This is a genomic window from Geobacillus sp. FSL K6-0789, from assembly GCF_038593135.1.
Taxonomy (GTDB): Bacteria; Bacillota; Bacilli; order Bacillales; family Anoxybacillaceae; genus Geobacillus; species Geobacillus stearothermophilus.
In genome coordinates, this window is the sequence record NZ_CP151966.1 from 2,239,780 (window position 1) to 2,259,292 (window position 19,513).

The 19,513-nt window shown below is 56.4% G+C and carries 21 protein-coding genes; 3 read left to right on the forward strand and 18 right to left on the reverse strand.

What is annotated here, in order from left to right; genetic code table 11:
* The first annotated feature begins 10 nt into the window (after positions 1-10).
* A complete protein-coding gene (locus tag NSQ51_RS11880) occupies positions 11-394 on the forward strand; it encodes a TIGR04086 family membrane protein (RefSeq protein WP_033006360.1) in 384 nt (127 codons plus the stop codon).
* A gap of 163 nt (positions 395-557) precedes the next feature.
* Here NSQ51_RS11880 and yajC read toward each other — a convergent pair whose 3' ends face one another.
* The 15 genes from yajC to nadB form a co-directional block, all read right to left on the reverse strand.
* On the reverse strand, positions 558-830 hold the full coding sequence (yajC, locus tag NSQ51_RS11885) for a preprotein translocase subunit YajC (RefSeq protein WP_033014793.1): 273 nt from the start codon (positions 828-830) through the stop codon (positions 558-560).
* A 23-nt stretch (positions 831-853) separates the two neighbouring features.
* Positions 854-1,996 carry a tRNA guanosine(34) transglycosylase Tgt gene (gene tgt, locus NSQ51_RS11890; RefSeq protein ID WP_033014797.1) on the reverse strand — a complete coding sequence of 381 codons (1,143 nt, stop codon included), beginning with the start codon at positions 1,994-1,996 and terminating at the stop codon, positions 854-856.
* Between the two features lie 17 nt (positions 1,997-2,013).
* The gene (gene queA / locus NSQ51_RS11895) at positions 2,014-3,042 is read right to left on the reverse strand and encodes a tRNA preQ1(34) S-adenosylmethionine ribosyltransferase-isomerase QueA (protein WP_049624742.1); all 1,029 of its coding nucleotides are present in this window, start codon (positions 3,040-3,042) and stop codon (positions 2,014-2,016) included.
* Positions 3,043-3,461: 419 nt separating this feature from the next.
* Positions 3,462-3,668, reverse strand: a complete 207-nt coding sequence (locus NSQ51_RS11900) for a DUF2905 domain-containing protein (protein WP_013524224.1) — start codon at positions 3,666-3,668, stop codon at positions 3,462-3,464.
* Positions 3,665-4,666 carry a Holliday junction branch migration DNA helicase RuvB gene (gene ruvB, locus NSQ51_RS11905; RefSeq protein WP_049624743.1) on the reverse strand — a complete coding sequence of 334 codons (1,002 nt, stop codon included), beginning with the start codon at positions 4,664-4,666 and terminating at the stop codon, positions 3,665-3,667. The genes NSQ51_RS11900 and ruvB overlap by 4 nt, the downstream gene beginning before the upstream one ends.
* Positions 4,667-4,691: 25 nt before the next feature.
* Entirely contained in the window at positions 4,692-5,276 is a 585-nt protein-coding gene (ruvA, locus tag NSQ51_RS11910) for a Holliday junction branch migration protein RuvA (protein WP_049624744.1), read from the reverse strand.
* Positions 5,277-5,379: 103 nt separating this feature from the next.
* Complete coding sequence (locus NSQ51_RS11915) at positions 5,380-5,856, reverse strand: intercompartmental signaling factor BofC (RefSeq protein ID WP_049624761.1); 477 nt, start codon at positions 5,854-5,856, stop codon at positions 5,380-5,382.
* Positions 5,857-6,053: 197 nt separating this feature from the next.
* Entirely contained in the window at positions 6,054-6,794 is a 741-nt protein-coding gene (locus tag NSQ51_RS11920; protein ID WP_049624745.1) for a YebC/PmpR family DNA-binding transcriptional regulator, read from the reverse strand.
* Between the two features lie 138 nt (positions 6,795-6,932).
* Positions 6,933-7,667 carry a YhcN/YlaJ family sporulation lipoprotein gene (locus tag NSQ51_RS11925; RefSeq protein WP_033014804.1) on the reverse strand — a complete coding sequence of 245 codons (735 nt, stop codon included), beginning with the start codon at positions 7,665-7,667 and terminating at the stop codon, positions 6,933-6,935.
* Between the two features lie 116 nt (positions 7,668-7,783).
* Positions 7,784-8,524, reverse strand: a complete 741-nt coding sequence (nadE, locus tag NSQ51_RS11930) for an NAD(+) synthase (protein WP_033014805.1) — start codon at positions 8,522-8,524, stop codon at positions 7,784-7,786.
* Positions 8,525-8,558: 34 nt separating this feature from the next.
* The gene (locus NSQ51_RS11935) at positions 8,559-9,503 is read right to left on the reverse strand and encodes a phosphotransferase (RefSeq protein WP_049624747.1); all 945 of its coding nucleotides are present in this window, start codon (positions 9,501-9,503) and stop codon (positions 8,559-8,561) included.
* Positions 9,487-11,277, reverse strand: coding sequence for a SafA/ExsA family spore coat assembly protein (gene safA / locus NSQ51_RS11940; protein WP_342462682.1), 1,791 nt, complete (start codon positions 11,275-11,277; stop codon positions 9,487-9,489). Before safA ends, NSQ51_RS11935 begins: the two co-directional genes overlap by 17 nt.
* A 158-nt stretch (positions 11,278-11,435) precedes the next feature.
* Positions 11,436-12,539: a quinolinate synthase NadA gene (gene nadA, locus NSQ51_RS11945; RefSeq protein WP_049626406.1), complete on the reverse strand. Its 1,104-nt coding sequence runs from the start codon at positions 12,537-12,539 to the stop codon at positions 11,436-11,438.
* A gap of 15 nt (positions 12,540-12,554) precedes the next feature.
* Positions 12,555-13,385: a carboxylating nicotinate-nucleotide diphosphorylase gene (nadC, locus tag NSQ51_RS11950; protein WP_049624750.1), complete on the reverse strand. Its 831-nt coding sequence runs from the start codon at positions 13,383-13,385 to the stop codon at positions 12,555-12,557.
* 32 nt (positions 13,386-13,417) lie between these two features.
* The gene (gene nadB / locus NSQ51_RS11955) at positions 13,418-14,968 is read right to left on the reverse strand and encodes an L-aspartate oxidase (protein WP_049624751.1); all 1,551 of its coding nucleotides are present in this window, start codon (positions 14,966-14,968) and stop codon (positions 13,418-13,420) included.
* A 104-nt stretch (positions 14,969-15,072) separates the two neighbouring features.
* Between nadB and NSQ51_RS11960 the strand changes: the two genes are divergently transcribed.
* Both NSQ51_RS11960 and NSQ51_RS11965 read left to right on the forward strand, forming a co-directional pair.
* On the forward strand, positions 15,073-16,218 hold the full coding sequence (locus NSQ51_RS11960) for an IscS subfamily cysteine desulfurase (RefSeq protein WP_047819372.1): 1,146 nt from the start codon (positions 15,073-15,075) through the stop codon (positions 16,216-16,218).
* Entirely contained in the window at positions 16,215-16,754 is a 540-nt protein-coding gene (locus NSQ51_RS11965; protein WP_033014264.1) for a transcription repressor NadR, read from the forward strand. The genes NSQ51_RS11960 and NSQ51_RS11965 overlap by 4 nt, the downstream gene beginning before the upstream one ends.
* Before the next feature lie 68 nt (positions 16,755-16,822).
* Here the strand turns inward: NSQ51_RS11965 and pheA are convergent, their stop codons facing one another.
* The 3 genes from pheA to obgE are packed head-to-tail and all read right to left on the reverse strand — an operon-like array spanning position 16,823 to position 19,456.
* Positions 16,823-17,671 (reverse strand): prephenate dehydratase, encoded by an 849-nt coding sequence (gene pheA / locus NSQ51_RS11970; RefSeq protein WP_033010956.1) that lies wholly within the window; start codon positions 17,669-17,671, stop codon positions 16,823-16,825.
* Positions 17,672-17,692: 21 nt separating this feature from the next.
* Entirely contained in the window at positions 17,693-18,136 is a 444-nt protein-coding gene (locus tag NSQ51_RS11975; RefSeq protein ID WP_033010955.1) for an ACT domain-containing protein, read from the reverse strand.
* Positions 18,137-18,154: 18 nt separating this feature from the next.
* Positions 18,155-19,456, reverse strand: a complete 1,302-nt coding sequence (gene obgE, locus NSQ51_RS11980) for a GTPase ObgE (protein ID WP_049624752.1) — start codon at positions 19,454-19,456, stop codon at positions 18,155-18,157.
* Positions 19,457-19,513 lie beyond the last annotated feature (57 nt).

Below are 19,513 nucleotides of genomic sequence, written 5' to 3' on the forward strand. Positions count from 1 at the left end.
AGGGATTGCGGTGTCACGGCTTGGCAGCGCACTGGTGTATGGAATCGCCACAGTTTTTGTGTTGGCGGCGCTCGTCAGCTTCATTTTTTCGTTGTTGCTCAAATGGACGGACATTCACGAATCGTCGCTCACCTGGATCGTGTTTGCCGCCTCGGTTGTCTCGCTGTTTATCGGCGGCGTTGTCGCCGGCGGAAAAAGCCAAGAAAAAGGATGGCTCGCCGGCGGGCTGACCGGCCTCTTATTTACGGCGATCATCTTTTTGTTTCAATTTCTTGGCATGGAAAAATCGTTTACCGTCGAACAATGGCTGTACCACCTTGCCTTTTTCGCCGCTGCTTCCTTAGGTGGCATCGTCGGAGTCAATTTGTCATCGTCGCGCTATGAACGGACGTAAAAACGACAAACCATCGCAAAAGCAAAAGGTGTCCTCAAGGCAAACGGGACACCTTTTGTGATGGAGAGCGCGATGGTAAGAAACGAGATTGCGTCTCGCTCGCGCTTTTCACACCGCCGTTCAAATCGGCGCTCAAGCTTAGATGCCGATGGCCGCGCTTTCGCTACGCCTTACTTTCCGCCACCACTTCTCTCACCGCGGAGCGGTCGAACGTCAGTCGCGTGCCGTCGCCGGCGCGAACGATGATTTTGTCCTCATCGACCGAGTCGATGATGCCGTGCAATCCACCGATCGTGATGATTTTATCGCCTTTTTTCAAATTCGCCTGCATTTGCTGGATGGCGCGTTGCCGTTTTTGTTGCGGGCGAATGAGCAAAAAGTAGAAAAACACAAAAAACAGCACAATCGGCAACAAATTGGCGATCACTGCGTTCATGCAATCCCCCTCCTTTCCGGTCGTCAAAAGTTTTTTGCATTCGGCTTGTTGAAGCCGTAGCGTTCGAAAAATTCCTCACGGAAATCGGCGAGTCGATCTTCGCGGATCGCTTGTCTCACCTGCTCCATCAATTTTATCAAAAAATAGACGTTATGATAAGACGTGAGGCGGATGCCAAATGTTTCATCACATTTGATGAGATGGCGGATGTACGCACGCGTATAGTTCCGGCACGTGTAGCAGTCGCAGTTCGGATCGAGCGGCGAGAAGTCGCGAGCGTACTGGGCATTTTTGATCACCACCCGTCCTTCGCTCGTCATCACGGTGCCGTTGCGGCCGATGCGCGTCGGCAATACGCAGTCGAACATGTCGATGCCGCGGATCGCCCCGTCGATGAGCGAATCCGGCGAACCGACGCCCATTAAATAGCGGGGCTTGTCCGCCGGCAGAAGCGGCGTCGTAAACTCAAGCACCCGATTCATGACCTCCTTCGGCTCGCCGACCGACAACCCGCCGACCGCATAGCCCGGGAAATCGAGCGACACTAAATCGCGGGCGCTTTGCCGGCGCAAATCTTCATATTCACCGCCTTGGACGATGCCAAACAGCCCTTGCTCATTCGGGCGGCGGTGCGCCTTCAAGCAGCGCTCCGCCCAACGGCTCGTCCGCTCGATGGACTGTTTCATGTATTCATATGTCGCTGGATACGGCGGGCACTCATCAAACGCCATGATGATGTCGGCGCCAAGCGCATTTTGAATCTCGACTGCTTTTTCCGGCGATAAAAACAGCTTATCGCCGTTTAAATGGTTGCGGAAATAGACGCCTTCTTCCTCGATGCGGCGGAATTCACTGAGGCTGAACACTTGGAAGCCGCCGGAATCCGTCAAAATGCCGCGATCCCAATTCATAAACGCATGCAATCCGCCCGCTTCCGCGACAATGTCATGCCCCGGGCGCAGCCAAAGATGATAGGTGTTGCTTAAAATGACGCCGGCCCCCATTGTCTTCAGCTCTTCCGGCGACAGCGTCTTGACCGTGGCGAGCGTCCCAACCGGCATAAACATCGGCGTTTCAAACGAGCCGTGCGGCGTATGGAGGATGCCAAGGCGCGCGCCCGTCTGCCGGCACGTTTTGATCAGTTCAAAGCGAATCGGTGTCGTCAACGTGCTCTTCTCCTTTCTCAAATGATGAGCATCGCATCACCGAAGCTGAAAAAGCGGTATCGCTCTTTGACCGCTACTTGATACGCGTGCAAAATATTTTCGCGCCCGGCGAGCGCACTCACGAGCATGATGAGCGTCGATTTCGGCAGGTGGAAGTTCGTCACCAGCCCATCAATCCCTTTGAACTCATAGCCCGGATAGATGAAAATGTCGGTCCAGCCACTTTCTGCAACAAATCGGCCGTTATGTTTGCCGGCGACCGTCTCGAGCGTCCGTGTCGACGTCGTGCCGACGGCGATGATGCGGCCGCCCTGCTCCCGGACGCGGTTTAACGTCTCAGCCGTTTCCTCGCTCATTTGATAAAATTCGGCGTGCATATCGTGCTTCTCGACTTCGTCCACTTGCACTGGCCGAAACGTGCCAAGCCCGACATGAAGGGTGATGAAGACGATATGCACCCCTTTTTCGCGAATGGCGTCAAGCAGCTCTTCGGTGAAATGCAAACCGGCGGTTGGCGCCGCTGCCGAACCAATTTCACGGGCGTACACCGTCTGATACCGCTCCGGGTCGTCGAGCTTTTCTTTAATGTACGGCGGCAGCGGCATCTCGCCAAGCTCGGCCAATACTTCATAAAACAGGCCGTCATACGAAAACTCAAGCACTCGCCCGCCGTGTTCCAGCGTATCGAGGCAGACGGCTTGAAGCTTCCCACCGCCAAAGGTGAGCTTCGTCCCCGGCTTGACTCGTTTTCCCGGCTTAACGAGCGTCTCCCAACGGTCGCCGTCCAATTGCTTTAACAGCAGCACTTCGACCGTTCCGCCCGTTTCCTCTTTTTCGCCGTAAAGCCGCGCCGGCATGACGCGCGTATCGTTTAACACGAGGCAGTCGCCCGGATTCAAGTACGAAATAATGTTGCGAAATGTTTCATGGCGGATGGCGCCCGTCCGTTTGTCCAACACCATAAGCCTTGACGCCGCCCGGTCCGGAAGCGGCGTTTGCGCAATCAACTCTTCCGGCAAATGAAAATCAAACAAATCGACTTTCATCCTATTTCGCGCAGGAGACTCCCACTTCAACGACCAAAGGGAGTAAGTGGGAGAGGAATGCGCGTTCCCCCCTTTCTTTTGTGTATGATATAATAAAGGCGTGGAGAAAACCGTTCAATAAAGGCACTCCAATCACGGCTACTCGATGTATGGAGTTGGTTACAGGAAACGTTGTAACCGTAAAACATCGAGCGTAGGTCCGTCTGTTGTGTGTGGAAGCCAAGTACTGCCAACAGACACACCGAGAGAATCGGTAACGATGCAGGCATGACCTGCGTCATTGGGTAGTCGTCAACCTGCCCCCTGATGCAACCCCAAGTCAAGGAAGGAGGACGAAGTCCGTTTGCACTTCTGGGGAGTTGCAAGCCCCCACTTCAAGCGTTCGCGAAGTGGGGGTAGTTGACGCAGTTCTCCTTCCTTCAGCGAAATCGTCCGAGCACGTAAAAAATCAACGATAACACAACGCTCAGCAAGATGGATGTCACAACGGGAAAATAAAACGTCATATTCCCTTTGCGGATGACGATATCCCCCGGCAAGCGGCCGAGTTTGACAAACTGCATGACAAACCCGACAATGATGAGCACAACGCCGATCGTCATGATCAACTTTGGCAAGCTGTTCACCGCTTCGGAACCTCCATTTCGAAATGGGCATACGCCGCCGGCGTGACGACGCGCCCGCGCGGCGTACGCTGCAAGAGACCGATCTGCATCAAGTACGGCTCATACACTTCTTCAATCGTTTGTGCTTCTTCGCCGATCACCGCCGCCAGCGTTTCGAGCCCGACCGGGCCGCCGGCGAATTTTTCAATCATCGCTGAAAGCAGCTTATGGTCGATTTGGTCGAGCCCGAGCCGGTCGACTTGCAGCCGCTCGAGCGCCTCGACAGCAAGCGGCAGCGTAATTCCCCTCTCTCCGCGCACTTGCGCAAAATCGCGGACGCGCCGCAGCAAACGGTTGGCGATGCGCGGCGTGCCGCGCGCCCGACGGGCAAGCTCAAGCGCCGCTTCGCGCTCGATGCCGATTTGCAAGATGGCCGCCGCCCGCTCAATGATTTGGGCGAGTTGGTCGACGTGATAGTATTCGAGCCGGCTGATGACACCAAACCGGTCGCGAAGCGGCGCCGACAGCGCCCCGGCTCTCGTGGTCGCCCCGACGAGCGTAAACGGCGGCAAGTCGAGGCGAAGCGTGCGCGCATCCGGCCCTTTGCCAATCGTGATATCTAAGCAATAATCTTCCATCGCCGAATAGAGCACCTCTTCCACCGCCCGCGGCAGCCGGTGGATCTCATCAATAAAGAGCACATCCCCCGGCTCAAGCGAAGTGAGAAGCGCCGCCAAATCTCCCGGCCGCTCGAGCGCCGGTCCAGATGTCGCTCGCAGCTTGACGCCCATTTCATTGGCGATGATCACGGCGAGCGTCGTTTTCCCAAGCCCCGGCGGTCCGTACAGCAGCACATGGTCGAGCGTCTCTTCGCGGAGCTTGGCCGCTTCAATGAACACTTTTAAGTTTTCTTTGATCTTATCTTGCCCGATATATTCATGCAAATATTGCGGGCGCAAACTCGGTTCAAGCGCAGTTTCTTCCCCTAAGACCTCCCCGGATACAAGCCGTTCCTCCACCGTCATTCCTCCCTTTGGCCGCTGTTTATCCCAAAAGCAGCGCCAGCGCCCGCTTCACATACTGTTCCGTCGACATCGCTTCTTCGCGGAGCGCCGGAATGATTTTCTCGATCTCCCGTTCAGCGTAGCCGAGCGCCTTGAGCGCCGCCACCGCCTCAGCCAGCTCTCCGGAAAGCGGGGCGGCCGAACGTGCAGCCGCCGGCGCCGCAAGCGCTCCGAGCTTCCCTTTTAAATCCAAAATCATTTGCCGGGCCGTCTTTTTGCCTACGCCTGGAAACTTGCATAAAAACGCCTCGTTTTCTTCCTCGATGGCCCGCGCCAGTTCATCCGGACGCCCGGCCGCCAAAATGGCGAGGCCGCCTTTCGGCCCGATGCCCGACACTTGCAGCAGCTTGGCGAACAAGTTGCGCTCCTCGCGCGTTGGGAACCCGTACAAGGCGTGCACACCTTCGCGTACATATTCGTATGTATAGACGGTCACCGCCGCCTCGCGGCTTTCCTGAAACGCAAACGGGTTCGGCGTAAAGATCTCGTAGCCGATGCCGTTATGGTCGATGACGATATATTCCGGGCAGACGTAGTCGACGTACCCGCGGATAAACTCGATCAATGGATGCTCCTCTCCTTTTCTCGTCCTTTCATTGTATCATATGATTTCATTATAGCAAAAAGAAATCCCGCGATGCGCTTTGCACCACGGGCTTTCGCTTGGTTTATTGGACGACCGCAAAATGGCGGTACATTTCGATCACTTGTTCATACCGCTCTTTCGAGAGGACGCGAATTCCTTTCTTCAGCTTTTCTTGCTGACGGCTTTCGAGCTTTTGCACGTCGATTTGGAAAAACGACTGGATGATTTCGCTCGACCGGCCCGGTTTGCCGTTGAAGATAGACAACGTGCCATCGTCCGTAATTCCGAAGTAGCCGTTTGTTTTTAACAACGGCGAAATGTCGTTGACCGTTTTGCGAAAGACGATCGTTCGGTCATCAAGATTGATAAGCTGCCAGTCGCGGTACTTCTTCCATATTTCCGTCAATGAATCGACCGTTTCCGTGACTTTCTCCTCGCTCATCTCTCCGTCTAAGTAATGCTGCTGTAACACAATGGTCATCTTGACCGGCGCAGCCGACACCCCATGGACCGGCAGCACGGCGGCAACAGCCAACAGAAGGGTGGAAAGAATTCGCATCATCCCGTTCCTCTCTTCCAGCATGGTGATTCCCTTACGCTCTTAGTTTCACCGTTGCTCTCCATTTTATTCCTATTCTGCTTAGCTTTTTTGCAAAGCGAGTTGCCGCCGATCAACAAAATTCCACCTCTTTTGGATAGACCATATACGGCGGACGGACGTACACCCCTTTTTCAAGCAACAATTGGCGGGCGCTGTCATTCGTCAAGCGCCGATTCGTCCAGGTTATGGTATACCTCCTGAACGTCGTCATCATCTTCAAGAGTGTCGATCAACTTCAACATTTTTTTCAAATCATCGCCTTCGAGCGTCGTATACGTTTGCGGAATCATCGTGATCTCTGCGCTTGCAAACGTCAGCCCATGCTGTTCCAGCTGCTCCTTCACCGATTCAAACGACTCGGGCGCTGTATAAATTTCAAACGACTCATCGGTCGTTTCCATCTCCTCAGCACCGGCTTCGATCGCCAACAGCAGCAGCTCATCCTCGTCGATATCGTGCTGCTCGCGATCGACGATCAGCAGCCCTTTACGCTCAAACAAGTAGGAGACACACCCCGTTTCCCCTAAGTTGCCGCCGTTTTTCGAAAACGCCGCACGCACGTTGGCGGCGGTGCGGTTTTTATTATCCGTCAGGCAAACGACCATGACGGCAACGCCGCCTGGTCCATATCCTTCGTAGCGAATTTCCTCATAGTTGGTATGTTCTTGGGTTCCAGTTGCTTTTTTAATCGCCCGTTCGATGTTTTCGCTCGGCATGTTGGCCGCTTTCGCCTTCTCAATGACAAGGCGCAGGCTCGGATTGGACGCTGGATCGCCTCCGCCGCTTTTGGCGGCCACATAAATTTCCTTCGCCAGTTTCATGAACAGTTTGCCGCGTTTGGCATCTTGAGCATTTTTCCGCCGTTGGATATTTTTCCACTTCGAATGTCCAGCCATCGACAGTTCTCCTCTCATCGCAACGGAATGTTCCGATTATTACTATAGCAAAAAACGCGGAAATTGTCAGCCAGCTCCAGCGAAGGAGCAGCCATGAAAAAAGGCGCCCCGCTTTTTTGGGACGCCTTTTTCGGTTTGTCACCGAGTGTTTTCCGGCCGTTCTTGAATCGTGCCATCGATAAAAATGGTGCGCAAATCACGGCGGATTTCTTCCATATTGATTGGAGTCCCGCGTCGAAGCGCGTTGTCAATCGTGCGAATGCGGTGGTACATGCTCGGATTCGAGGTGACGCGCACCCGCTTGCCGTCCGCGTACGGAGCGACCGCTTGCTCGACACGCTTCTCAAGCCGCTTGGGATGGCGGGCGTCTGTGGCAATCGCGATGAGCGCCTGATCGCCATACACAACCGCGCGGGCATCGTCGACTCCGTTCACCGCTGCGGCGCGGCGGGAAAGCTTCTCAGCCAAACCGCCGGCATAGCTTCGGTAGTACGACGGGTGCGGATCGACGTTTAGCGAGTGCAAATGCCCATGGTAGTTGTAATCACTGTCACCGAAATCGACGTCGGGCGGAAGAGCCGGAACGTCCGTGTCAAACCGGGTCGCTGCTGGTCCTCCGAGGCGGCCGTCGTCCGTCAAATAATCGGTGACCGGACCGCGGCGCGCCCATATATAACGGTTGTCATAATTGAGCGCATTCGTCCCATATTGGCCATAGCGGAAATCGTCGCCTCGCTCCGTCGAGTAAAAACCGATCGGTCTCGCCGCATCATGATAACGCTGCGCCCCTTCCTCATTCGCCCGGTAGTTGGTGCATGAGGCGAGCAATCCGGCGACCGACAACACGCCGATCCATCTGACCGCGTATCTCAATGGAAAACCCCCCTTGGTTTCCTTCGCCCAAGGCTGGCATGAAGCCAGCCTTACGTTTAGCTTGCGGCAAACGCGGGGGGTTTATCGCTGTTAGTTCAACCCAACGAGATGACAGCTTAAAACTTCGGCGGCGCAATCGCCAACTGTCGTTTATGATGCGAACGTTCATGAAGCCGTTCAATAATTTTCCGATCGCGTTCTGGAATCTCTTCCCCTTTTAAATATTTATCGATCATTTCATACGTCGTGCCCATTTCGCTTTCATCCGTCTGCCCTTCCCACAGTCCGGCGCTTGGAGCTTTCTTGATAATTTCTTCCGGGACGCCGAGCAGACGACCCATTTCGCGCACTTCGCCTTTTGTAAAGTGAATGAGCGGCACTAAATCGACTCCACCGTCACCGTATTTCGTAAAGTAGCCCGTATGCCATTCGGCGGCGTTGTCCGTACCGACGACGAGATAGCCGTAATTGTTGGCGACCGCATACAACGTTGTCATGCGCAAACGCGCCCTTGTATTCGCATCTCCGAGGCGCGCGCGCTCTTCGCTCCATTCCCCGATGGCTTTCAGCTCGGCCTCGACCGCGCCAAACAACGTCCGGTGCGCCTCGGTCAAATCGATGACCAAATGCCGGATGCCGCAGCTTTTCACCACTTTCAGCGCATCTTCCATATCTTTCGGATTGCTTTTGCAAGGCATGATCAGCCCCAGCGAATCGTCCGGAAAGGCACGCTTAATCAAATGGGCGACAACCGCCGAGTCGATGCCGCCGCTGATGCCGACGACCGCCCCGTTTAAACCGGCTGATGAGACTTGGTCACGCAACCATTGCACGAGTTTGTCAATTTTTTCTTGCATCCGCCCTCGACTCCTTTTCCAAAGATTCCATTTCTCATTGTAGCATAGCATAAAGGCTACGGACAAACCGTTCTCTCCGCTTGCGGTCAAACACAAGAGGGCGGCGGCGCGCGGCGGCTGACCGCCATTCACGAAACACATCAGCCGGAAATAAGAGCGCATGCAAAAACCAGCGTTTTTCCAACCAACGGCGAAGCGGAGCGAAACGGGCGAGTGTTGAATATGACCAACCGATATACGGCAAGAGGCGATTGGCGTATTGGCAATAGTCAAGCCCGGGCGAGGCAAGAGCGGCCGCGTCATAGTCGATGAGGTACATCTGGCCGGTTGTGGTGCGCAAAAAATTATGGGAGGCGACATCACCATGAATGATGGCAGCAGAATCCTCCGTCAACTCTGGAGCATGCTCGCGACACGTTGATAGACAGTAATCCGCCCAGCGCAGCGTAAATAAAATGTCTTCTTTGTCCATGATCGTTTCAACAACAGGCAAATGTCGGCAAAACTCCTCATAGCAGCGCCGCCATTTGTCATACAGCTGCGCACGCGGTAGCCCTATCGCCTCCTGCTTGCTGCTGGCGATGTTTGCCGTTATGGTATGGTAACGTTCGAGCAAATGAAGTCCGTCAGCGGCGTCAGCCCAAGCGGCAAACGAGATTGGACGCGCTCCGGCTACATATTCCGTCAGCAGCCAATAGCATCCGCCGGCTTCAACCACTCCTCCGCGCCCGATCGGCATAGGGGCCGGCGCGTCGGAAAAACCGGTCTTCCTTAATGCGGCAAGAAGCCAGGCGTGCCGCGCGGCCGCAACAGGAAAGCGATACGCTTTGGCGACAAACATTCCTTGCCGGGCGGCAATGGCGAAGACATGCGGTTTCAATGCCACAACTTGTTGAATAACAAGCCGATATTGGCGGTCAAGAAGAAAAAAGAGACGGCCGACGGCGTCTCTTTCGATTGGATTATTGTTCTTCACCATGTTCGCTCTCCTCATCCGGCGGCCCGGCAAACAGGCGCGGGCTGGCGGCCGGCGGAGCAGGCGAAGGCGCATACCCAGGCGGGCTTGTCGGGTAGACGACGCCCGGCCACGGAAGCGGCGCCGCCTGTTGTGGGGCATACCCGTATGGAGCCGGCGGCACGTACACGCCAGGCGGTGCATACCCCCCATAGTGCGGAACCGGCGAATATACAGGCATATAGGCAACTGGCGGATACCCAGCCGGAGGCGCATACACCCCGGGCGGCGCGTATCCCGGCGAAGCGAAAGCGGCTCCCGCTGGCGGCGTCGGCGGGATGGCAGCCCCATGTCCACCCGGCCCAAGAAGCGGTGGGGACTCCGCCGATTCACTGCTGCTTTCACTGATGCCTGGATAAGGTGCTGCACCGCTTTCTGGGCTTTCCCCGGCCGGCGGATTGGGCAGCGGAGAATACGGCGGCATCGCTGGCAACGGCGGCACATAAAACCCTGGCCCCGGCAAAATCGGCGTCACCGGCACACATCCTTGATCACTGCCAAACGCCGGCGCTGGCGGCGGCGCGACCGGAACGTATGGAATGTTCGGAAGCGGCGGCGCTTCATCACTTTCCGGTTCCATCTGCTCCCCTTTCAGTTTATCCGGGCTTTCTCCTGTTTCCTCTTTCATAATGCCAGGTAAAATATTGCTCGGCTTCGGCGGAATCGGCGGCAGATTCGACAACGATTTGGCAAATGAAACGTGAGAGGACGCAGCGGCCGGCGGGATCGTATGCACAAACGGCGGTTCGACAGTCGGCGTTTTCGCTCCCTCGGCGTTCGCGGCATTTGGCGCCTCATTGACCGGCACATTCGGTGTTTCATTTACTGGTGCGTTTGGTGTTTCGTTGACAGGTACTTTCAGCTCCCCTTTCCCCGTCGCTTTCGGTGTTTCGCTGACTGGCGCCTTCGGTGCTTCCTTCACTGCCGCTTTCGGCGCTTCGCTCACCGGCGCCTTCGGTGCTTCCTTCACCGCCGCTTTCGGCGCTTCGCTCACCGGCGCCTTCGGTGCTTCCTTCACCGCCGCTTTCGACGCTTCGCTCACCGGCGCCTTCGGTGCTTCCTTCACCGCCGCTTTCGGCGCTTCGCTCACCGGCGCCTTCGGTGCTTCCTTCACTGCCGCTTTCGGCGCTTCGCTCACCGGCGCCTTCGGTGCTTCCTTCACTGCCGCTTTCGGCGCTTCGCTCACCGGCGCCTTCGGTGCTTCCTTCACCGCCGCTTTCGGCGCTTCGCTCACCGGCGCCTTCGGTGCTTCCTTCACCGCCGCTTTCGACGCTTCGCTCACCGGCGCCTTCGGTGCTTCCTTCACCGCCGCTTTCGGCGCTTCGCTCACCGGCGCCTTCGGTGCTTCCTTCACTGCCGCTTTCGGCGCTTCGCTCACCGGCGCCTTCGGTGCTTCCTTCACCACCGCTTTCGACGCTTCGTTGGCCGGTGCGTCATTCGCCGGCGTTTTGCCTTCTGGAGCAACGGCGCCGAACTCTGTATCAATGTCGATCGAAACGAACGGCTTGGCTTCCGCGTATGGGTGCTCTTCTATTTTCGCTTTTTTCGGCGGCGCCTGCCATTTTGTTTCTTTTTTGACCGGCACTCCCGCCGTCGGCACTTTGATTTTCATTCCGGGCATAATCATATCCGGGTCGCTTACATGCCCATTTATTTTTTTCAATTGTTCAAAATCAACCCCATATTTTTGGGCTATTTTCCAAAGAGTATCTCCCTTCTGAACAATATGGATTTTCACTCCGCTCCCCCTCCTACACCGATACTGTTTGCACTCTATCCGACCGATGCTTGTTTCCCGATATCGTCTTTCAACACAATGTATGACGATGAGCGCCCATTTATGATAAAAAAATCCCCGGCCGGACGGAAGCGATTCCGTCACGCCGGGTTGGGGAACTAGGCAAGAGCAAGCATGCGGTCAAGCGCCGCTTTCGCCTGACAGGCCACTTCGTTCGGAACGGTGATGCGGTTGACGACCACACCTTGTTCCAGTGATTCAAGCGCCCAAACGAAATGCGGCAAATCAATCCGATTCATCGTCAAACACGGACACATGTACGGATTTAAAGAAATAATCTCCTTATCCGGATGTTCGTTCTTTAACCGGTTGACCAAGTTCATTTCCGTCCCGATGGCCCATTGACTGCCGGGCGGGGCGTTGCGGATCATTTCGATAATATATTTCGTCGATCCGGCGTAATCCGCCTGCTGGACGACTTCCCAGCTGCATTCCGGGTGAACGATAATGTTCATTTCCGGTTTCGTCCTCCGAATTTGTTCGATTTGCCGGACGGTGAAGTTTTCATGCACCGAGCAATGCCCTTTCCAAAGGATGACTTTGACATTGTCAACCGGCCCGCTGCATTGCAGCGACTCTTCACGCGGATCCCAGACCGCCATCTCATCGAGACTGACGCCGAGCGCATAGGCGGTGTTTCTCCCTAAATGTTGATCCGGCAAAAAGAAAACCCGCTCTTTTTGCGAAAACGCCCATTTGACCATGTTTTTCGCGTTGGATGACGTCACCGTCGCCCCGCCATGGCGGCCGACAAACGCTTTAATCGCCGCCGTCGAGTTGACATACACAAGCGGGATGATCGTTTCGCCAAATAGATCCGTGAGCGCTGCCCACGCCCGCTCGACTTGGAAAAGATCAGCCATATCGGCCATCGAACAGCCAGCGCGCATATCGGGCAAAATGACCACTTGTTCCTCTCTCGTCAAAATGTCGGCCGTTTCCGCCATAAAGTGGACGCCGCAAAATACGATATACTCCGCTTCATCGTTTTTTGCCGCCAGTTGGGCCAGTTGAAGCGAATCGCCGGTCGCACCGGCAAACTGGATGACTTCATCTTTTTGGTAGTGATGCCCAGGGATAAACAAGCGGCGGCCGAGCCGCTCTTTTATCGACCGAGCGCGGGCCTCGAGCTCGCTTTTTTCCATCGTTCTATAGCGCTCTGGCATGTCATCGAGCCGTTTTAGCTGCTCCAGTACGTTCATTATTTTCTCCCCCCGTCATTGTAAATCAAAACTAATGTCAAGCGCTCGAGCGGAATGGGTTAAACATCCGAGCGAAATGTAGTCGACGCCGGTCGCGCCGTACGCTGCTACGTTGGCGAGCGTAATTCCCCCGGACGCTTCGGTGATGATCGGCTTTGGCACGAGCCGGACAAACGAACGCACTTCATCCGGCGTCCGGTTGTCAAACATAATGACGTCTGCCCCCGCTTCGACCGCCTCGAGCACTTCCGCTTCCGTTTCCGTTTCCACCTCGATTTTCACCATATGGCCGAGCCGCTCCCGCACCGCTTTGACCGCGTCGGCGATCGATCCGCAAAAGGCGATATGGTTGTCTTTGATCATGACGCCATCATACAAGCCAAAGCGATGGTTGTAGCCGCCCCCGCACGTGACGGCATACTTTTCAAGCATGCGCAGCCCGGGAGTTGTTTTCCTTGTGTCGCAAATGCGCGTATGACTGTCACCGAGCAAATCGACGGCTTGGCGCGTCACGGTGGCGATGCCGCTTAGGCGCTGAAGCAAATTCAAAATGACGCGCTCGCCGGACAACAGCGCTCTGACCGGGCCGGATGCAGCGGCGATCGCTTCGCCGGCTGCGACCCGCTCGCCGTCCCGTTTCATAATCGATACTTCGACGCGCGGATCAAGCAGCCGATATCCGGCTGCAATGATGCCGACGCCTGCTATGACCCCGTCCGCTTTCGCGGCAAACACGCCCGCCGCCCGCTCATCAGCGGGAAAAACCGTTTCACATGTGATATCGCCATCGCCGATATCTTCAAGAAAAAACTGCCGCAGCAATTGCTCAAGCTTTACCTCGTTCATGTCCCATCCCCCTCTTTGTTCACTTGGCTCATTCACCGTCCAGCCGGCAAACAGGCCCATTCTTCTTTCGTCCGCACGAGGCGCCGCCCTTGCCAGCTCGGATGCGGATGCGGAAAATCGCTCCGGTAATGGCCGCCGCGGCTTTCTGTGCGGCGAAGCGCCGAAGAGGCGATCAGCCACCCGGCAAGCAGCATATACCCTGTTTCGATGTCCTCGGCCGCCAACGTCTCGACATCACCTTCAAGCCAATACGGCAGAGAAAATTGTTCCAGCCAATCAACCGCCTCACGAAGCCGGCTGCCATCACGCACGATGCCGACGCGTGTAGACAGCTGTTCGCGAATCAACGCCCGCTCCGGCAGCGTCGGGCCGAATGGGCAATTGGACCTTCGGGCGCGCCCTCCTTTCGCCGGCCAGTCGTCCCGGCGGCTGATCGAACAGGCGGCGCGGGCGCCAAATACAATCGCTTCAAGCAAGGAATTGCTGGCAAGCCGATTGGCGCCGTGCACGCCGGTGCATGCCGCTTCCCCGACAGCGTATAAACCCGGTACGGTCGTCTGCCCCCACTCATTGACGACGATGCCGCCCATGACAAAGTGGGCGCCCGGCACGACCGGAAGCCGGCCGGCTTCCCAATCGATCCCATGCGCTTCGCACAGCGCGGCAATCGTGGGAAAGCGGCGGCGAAAATGGGGGACAGCGGAAATATTCAAATAGACGCAGCCGCCGCGGTCAATCTCGGCAGCGATGGCGCGCGCGACGATATCGCGCGGCGCCAAATCGCCAAGCGGATGGACGCCGTCCATCACGCGCCGCCCGTCTTCCGTCTCTAACACCGCTCCCTCGCCGCGCACCGCCTCCGATACAAGCCCGACCGCTTTTCCCATGGCGGCCAACATCGTCGGATGAAACTGGATGAACTCCATATCCGCCACCGCCGCACCGGCGCGATACGCCATGGCAATGCCGTCGCCTGTTGCCGTTGGCGCATTCGAAGTAAACGTGTACAACCCCGCGCAGCCGCCGGACGCCAATACGACAGCGGACGCACGCCAGACCGAAACACGGCCGTCTTCCCGCTTCGTTTTCACCCCGACGCAACGGCCGTCTTCGATCAACAAGTCAATCACTTGTTCCCCCTCGACGATCGGCACACGGTCATTCAGCTGCTGAAGCAAAAACGAAACGAGCGCCTTTCCGGTTTGGTCGCCGCCGGCATGCAAAATGCGGCGGAAGCTGTGCCCGCCCTCAAGACCGACAGAAATCCGGCCTGATTCGTCGAGATCAAACGCCATGCCGGCGTTCATCCATTCCTGCAGCCGCTCCGGCCCCTCGCGGACGATGAGCTCAACCATTCGTTCATCGTTATGGAGACAACCGGCGGTCATTGTATCGTGAAAATGGCTGCGCCAACCATCTCCTTCCGCCAACGCCGCCGCCACCCCGCCTTGCGCCCGCCATGAGTTGCTGTCCGATCGGCCTTTCTTTGTGAAGATCATCACATTTTCATGCCGCGGCAAATAGTAAGCGACCGTTAACGCCGCCAGTCCGCTGCCGACAATCACAACGCCGCCTTCTCCCATGTTTGGACGCTCCTTTCTTTCCTCCTGTCTTGACATCTATATTTACACATATTTAAACTAATGGCAAGAGGTTGGCTGAAAAAAATGAAGTGAGGCGGGAAACGATGATTTATTTGGACTATGCAGCGACTACACCGATGTGCCAAGAAGCCATTGCGGCCTACGCCGAAGCAGCAGCTGTTTATTTTGGCAACGAAAGCAGCCTGCATGACATCGGAACGAAAGCAAAACAACTGCTCACCTTATGCCGGCGCGAGTTGGCCGCCATGATCAACGGGGAAGCGGAAGGGGTGTATTTCACAAGCGGCGGCACGGAAGCGAACGTGCTCGCGGTCCGTTCGCTCGTCGCCGCCCGCCGGCAGAACGGAAATCATTTGATTACGACGGAAATCGAGCACGCCTCTCTCCATCATCTGTTCAAACAGTTGGAAACAGAGGGGTACCGTGTCACTTACTTGCCGGTCGACCGTTTTGGACGCATCCGTCTCGAAGATTTGGAGCGGGCGATCACGCCGCAGACGATTCTCGCTTCCATCCAGCACGCCAACTCGGAAATCGGCACCACCCAGCCGCTTGCCGACATCGGCCGCCTGCTGCGGGCGCGCGGCGTCCTTTTCCATAGCGATTGCGTCCAAACTTTTGCTAAAATACAGCTAGACGTCAAAGCCATGGCGATTGACAGCATCTCGGTGTCCGCCCATAAAGTGTACGGGCCGAAAGGCGTCGGAGCGGTGTATATCGATCCGCGCCGCCATTGGAGTCCGGTGTTTCGGGGAGCGACGCATGAATCCGGCTTTCGCCCGGGAACGGTCAACGTGCCGGGCATCGCCGCCTTCATCACAGCCGCAAAGCAGCTGTACGATCGGATGGAAAGCGAGCAAGCGCACTTCGAACGGCTGCGCCGCCGGCTGCTTGACGCCATCACCGTCAAACAGCTGCCGATCACGGTCGAAGGCCATCCCGACTACCGGCTCGCCCACATTGTCGGTTTGACCGTTAACGGGTTGGACGGGCAGCTGGTGATGCTCGAATGCAACCGCGCCGGCATCGCCATTTCCACCGGCAGCGCCTGCCAGGTTGGACAGCAGGCGCCGTCGCGGACGATGCTCGCCGTCGGAAAAACGCCGGAAGAAGCGAAGCAGTTCGTCCGCATCTCCTTCGGCATGGCGACGACACAATCTGACATTGACGAACTCGTATCCACGCTCGAACAGATGATCTTGCCGCAAAAGGGGGGATGGACAGGATGAAGGAGGAAAAGAAAATTTTAGGGGAAGCAAGGCGCCAGCTCATTTTGCAGTGGCTGAAAGAAAGCGACACACCGCTTACCGGCGCCGAGTTGGCGGCGAAAACGAACGTCAGCCGCCAGGTGATCGTCCAAGACATTTCGCTGTTAAAGGCGCGCAACGAACCGATTATCGCGACAAGCCAAGGATATCTGTATTTAAAGCCGGCTGAGCCGGCCAAAACGTATACGCGAACGGTCGCCTGCTTCCATACACCCGAGCGGACGAAAGAAGAGCTGTATTTGCTCGTGGACTGCGGCGTGACGGTGAAAGACGTCAAAATCGAACATCCGGTCTACGGCGACTTGACCGCGTCGATCATGGTCAGCAACCGCCTGGAAGTGGACCAGTTTATCGCCAAAATCGAAGCGACGAAATCGTCGTATTTGCTTCAGTTGACGGATGGGACGCATTTGCATACGCTTGAGGCCGACTCACCGCTGAAACTGGATGCCGCCTGCCACGCTTTGAAACAAGCCGGCTTTTTAATTGAAGCCTAAACGGAAACCGCATGCACGTAAAGAAAAAAACGCGGACAGGAACACACCGTTCGCGTTTTTCACCTGTTTTAGGCAAAATAATATGGATAACTGCCCAACAGCTGCACCGTGCAGCCGAGCGCTTCGATTTCGGCGATCGCTCCCGGAATGAGCACCTCGTCGAGCGGCGCGTCGATATCAATGATGAAAAAGTAGTTTCCGAGACCTGTTTTCGCCGGACGCGACTCAATTTTCGTCAAGTTGAGCCGCCGCCAGGCAAACGCCGACAGCACCTGATGGAGCGCGCCAGGATGGTCTTGCGGCAACATCACAACGACAGTCGTTTTGTCGCCGGCATAAAGCGGCGAGTTGGGCGAAAGCGGCTCATTCCGCCGGCTGACAACGATGAAGCGCGTATGGTTGTAGTCATAGTCGTGAATATTCTCTTGGACGATCACCAGCCCATATTCGTTGGCAGCGAGCCGGTTGGCGATCGCGGCCGCCGGCAAGTGGGGGTGTTCGCTCACAAATTTGGCGGCAGCGCTCGTCGATGTCATCGGCACTTGACTGGCGCCTTTGAGCACCGTATGTAAAAATTTGCGGCATTGGGCGATGGCGTGTGCGTGCGAGTACACCTCTTTCACTTCGCGCCAGTGTGGGGCATGATACGGGTGCACAAGCAAATGCTGCTCGATTGGGACGACAATTTCGCCGATGATCGGCAGCGGCTGTTCATGAATCAAATAATCGAGCGTTAAGTTGACCGACCCTTCCAATGCATTCTCAAGCGGCACAACGGCCGCCTTAATTTCCCCAGCGGCGGCGGCGTCGATGCAGTCGGGAATCGTATTGTACGGCTCGCGCGGCTCCGACGGAAACAGCGCCGCGACCGCCGCTTCGGTAAACGTCGCCTTCGGTCCTAAATAGCCGATTTTCATTTCGCTTGCCTCTCCCTTGCTTTAATACACTCCTGAACCGACAATTTCCACTTTTTCGACAAATTCAAGCCTTCTCAACTTCCCCAACAGGTCATCGATGTCTTCATGCATATCGTTCGTACTGACGGAAAGCGTCACGTTCGCCCGCCCTTGCAGCGGGATCGTCTGGTGAATCGTCAACACGTTGCAGCCGGCCGCCGCCACGACGCCAAGCAGCTGTGACAGCGTGCCCGAGCGGTCTTCCAAATGGAAAAACAACGTCACGATATTTTCTTTCGTCACCGCCTGAAACGGAAAAATGGCGTCGCGGTATTTGTAAAAGACGCCGCGGCTGATGTTCGCAAGTTGCGCCGCCTCGGCGACCGAGGCGGCTTTTTTCCGCTCAAGCAGCTGCTTAGCCAGCACGACTTTTTTCATCGCTTCCGGCAGAACATCTTCGCGCACCAAGTAAAATTTTTTCTCCACCGCACCTTCCCCCGCTTTTTACCGTTCATCCCAGTCGTCGACAAACTCAAACTCGTAATCGAGCAGCCGGACGGTGTCGCCGTCTTGCGCCCCGCGCTCGCGCAGCGCATCGTCCACCCCCATGGCCCGCAGCTGGCGGGCGAAGCGGCGCACCGATTCTTCACGCGAAAAATCGGTCATTTTCAACAGCTTTTCGATTTTATCGCCAGATAGAATAAACGCTCCGTCGCTGCCGCGGGTGATCGTAAACGGCGGCTTCTCTTTCTCATACTTATAGACGACACGCTGCACAGCCGGCTCTTCCGGTTCATGGAGCGGGAACTCCGGCGTTGTTTCCAATAAATCCGCAATGGCAAACAAAAGCTCGCGCACCCCTTGCCTTGTCGCGGCTGAAATTGGAAAGATCGGCACCGCCTCGCCGACTTTCTCTTTGAAGCGGCGCAAGTTTTCTTCGGCACCTGGCATGTCCATTTTATTGGCGGCAACAATTTGCGGCCGCTCGGTCAAGCGCAAATTGTACTGTTTCAGCTCCTCGTTGATGACGACGTAATCGTCATACGGGTCGCGTCCTTCCACCGCCGCCATGTCGATGACATGGACGATGACGCGTGTCCGTTCAATATGGCGCAAAAACTGATGCCCAAGCCCCACCCCTTGATGGGCGCCTTCAATCAGCCCCGGCAAGTCGGCCATGACAAAGCTGCGGCCGTCTTCTGTTTCGACAACACCTAGGTTGGGCACAAGCGTTGTAAAATGATATTCCGCGATTTTCGGCCGCGCGGCGGAAACAACCGACAGCAACGTCGATTTGCCGACGCTTGGGAAGCCAACAAGCCCGACATCGGCAAGCAGCTTCAATTCCAAAATGACGTTTCGCTCTTCGCCCGGTTCGCCGTTTTCGGCGATTTCCGGCGCCGGATTGGCCGCAGTCGCGAACCGGGTGTTGCCGCGCCCGCCGCGCCCGCCTCTGGCGACGACAAACCGCTGTCCGGCTTCCGTCAAATCGGCGAGCACCTCATTTGTATCGGCATCGATAACGACCGTCCCAGGCGGCACTTTGACGAGCAGGTCTTCCGCATTTTTCCCATGCTGGTTTTTCGACATGCCGTTTTCGCCACGCGGCGCTTTAAAATGGCGCTGGTAGCGAAAATCCATTAGCGTTCGCAGCCCTTCGTCCACGACGAAGACGACGTCGCCGCCCTTGCCGCCGTCCCCGCCGGCCGGACCGCCTTTCGGGACGTATTTTTCCCGGCGGAACGCGACCATGCCGTTGCCGCCGTCCCCGCCTTTTACATAAATTTTCACTTGATCGACAAACATGGCTGTTCCTCCGATTCGCTTCCATCATGACAAAATGAGTGTAGCTAATATTTATTA

Coding starts and splice junctions, on each gene's coding strand:
- yajC (WP_033014793.1), bottom strand. CDS start 830: ATGAACGCAGTGATCGCCAATTTGTTGCCGATTGTGCTGTTTTTTGTG.
- queA (WP_049624742.1), bottom strand. CDS start 3,042: ATGAAAGTCGATTTGTTTGATTTTCATTTGCCGGAAGAGTTGATTGCG.
- NSQ51_RS11915 (WP_049624761.1), bottom strand. CDS start 5,856: ATGCGAATTCTTTCCACCCTTCTGTTGGCTGTTGCCGCCGTGCTGCCG.
- NSQ51_RS11920 (WP_049624745.1), bottom strand. CDS start 6,794: ATGGCTGGACATTCGAAGTGGAAAAATATCCAACGGCGGAAAAATGCT.
- nadE (WP_033014805.1), bottom strand. CDS start 8,524: ATGCAAGAAAAAATTGACAAACTCGTGCAATGGTTGCGTGACCAAGTC.
- NSQ51_RS11935 (WP_049624747.1), bottom strand. CDS start 9,503: ATGGTGAAGAACAATAATCCAATCGAAAGAGACGCCGTCGGCCGTCTC.
- nadA (WP_049626406.1), bottom strand. CDS start 12,539: ATGAACGTACTGGAGCAGCTAAAACGGCTCGATGACATGCCAGAGCGC.
- nadC (WP_049624750.1), bottom strand. CDS start 13,385: ATGAACGAGGTAAAGCTTGAGCAATTGCTGCGGCAGTTTTTTCTTGAA.
- nadB (WP_049624751.1), bottom strand. CDS start 14,968: ATGGGAGAAGGCGGCGTTGTGATTGTCGGCAGCGGACTGGCGGCGTTA.
- NSQ51_RS11960 (WP_047819372.1), top strand. CDS start 15,073: ATGATTTATTTGGACTATGCAGCGACTACACCGATGTGCCAAGAAGCC.
- NSQ51_RS11965 (WP_033014264.1), top strand. CDS start 16,215: ATGAAGGAGGAAAAGAAAATTTTAGGGGAAGCAAGGCGCCAGCTCATT.
- pheA (WP_033010956.1), bottom strand. CDS start 17,671: ATGAAAATCGGCTATTTAGGACCGAAGGCGACGTTTACCGAAGCGGCG.
- obgE (WP_049624752.1), bottom strand. CDS start 19,456: ATGTTTGTCGATCAAGTGAAAATTTATGTAAAAGGCGGGGACGGCGGC.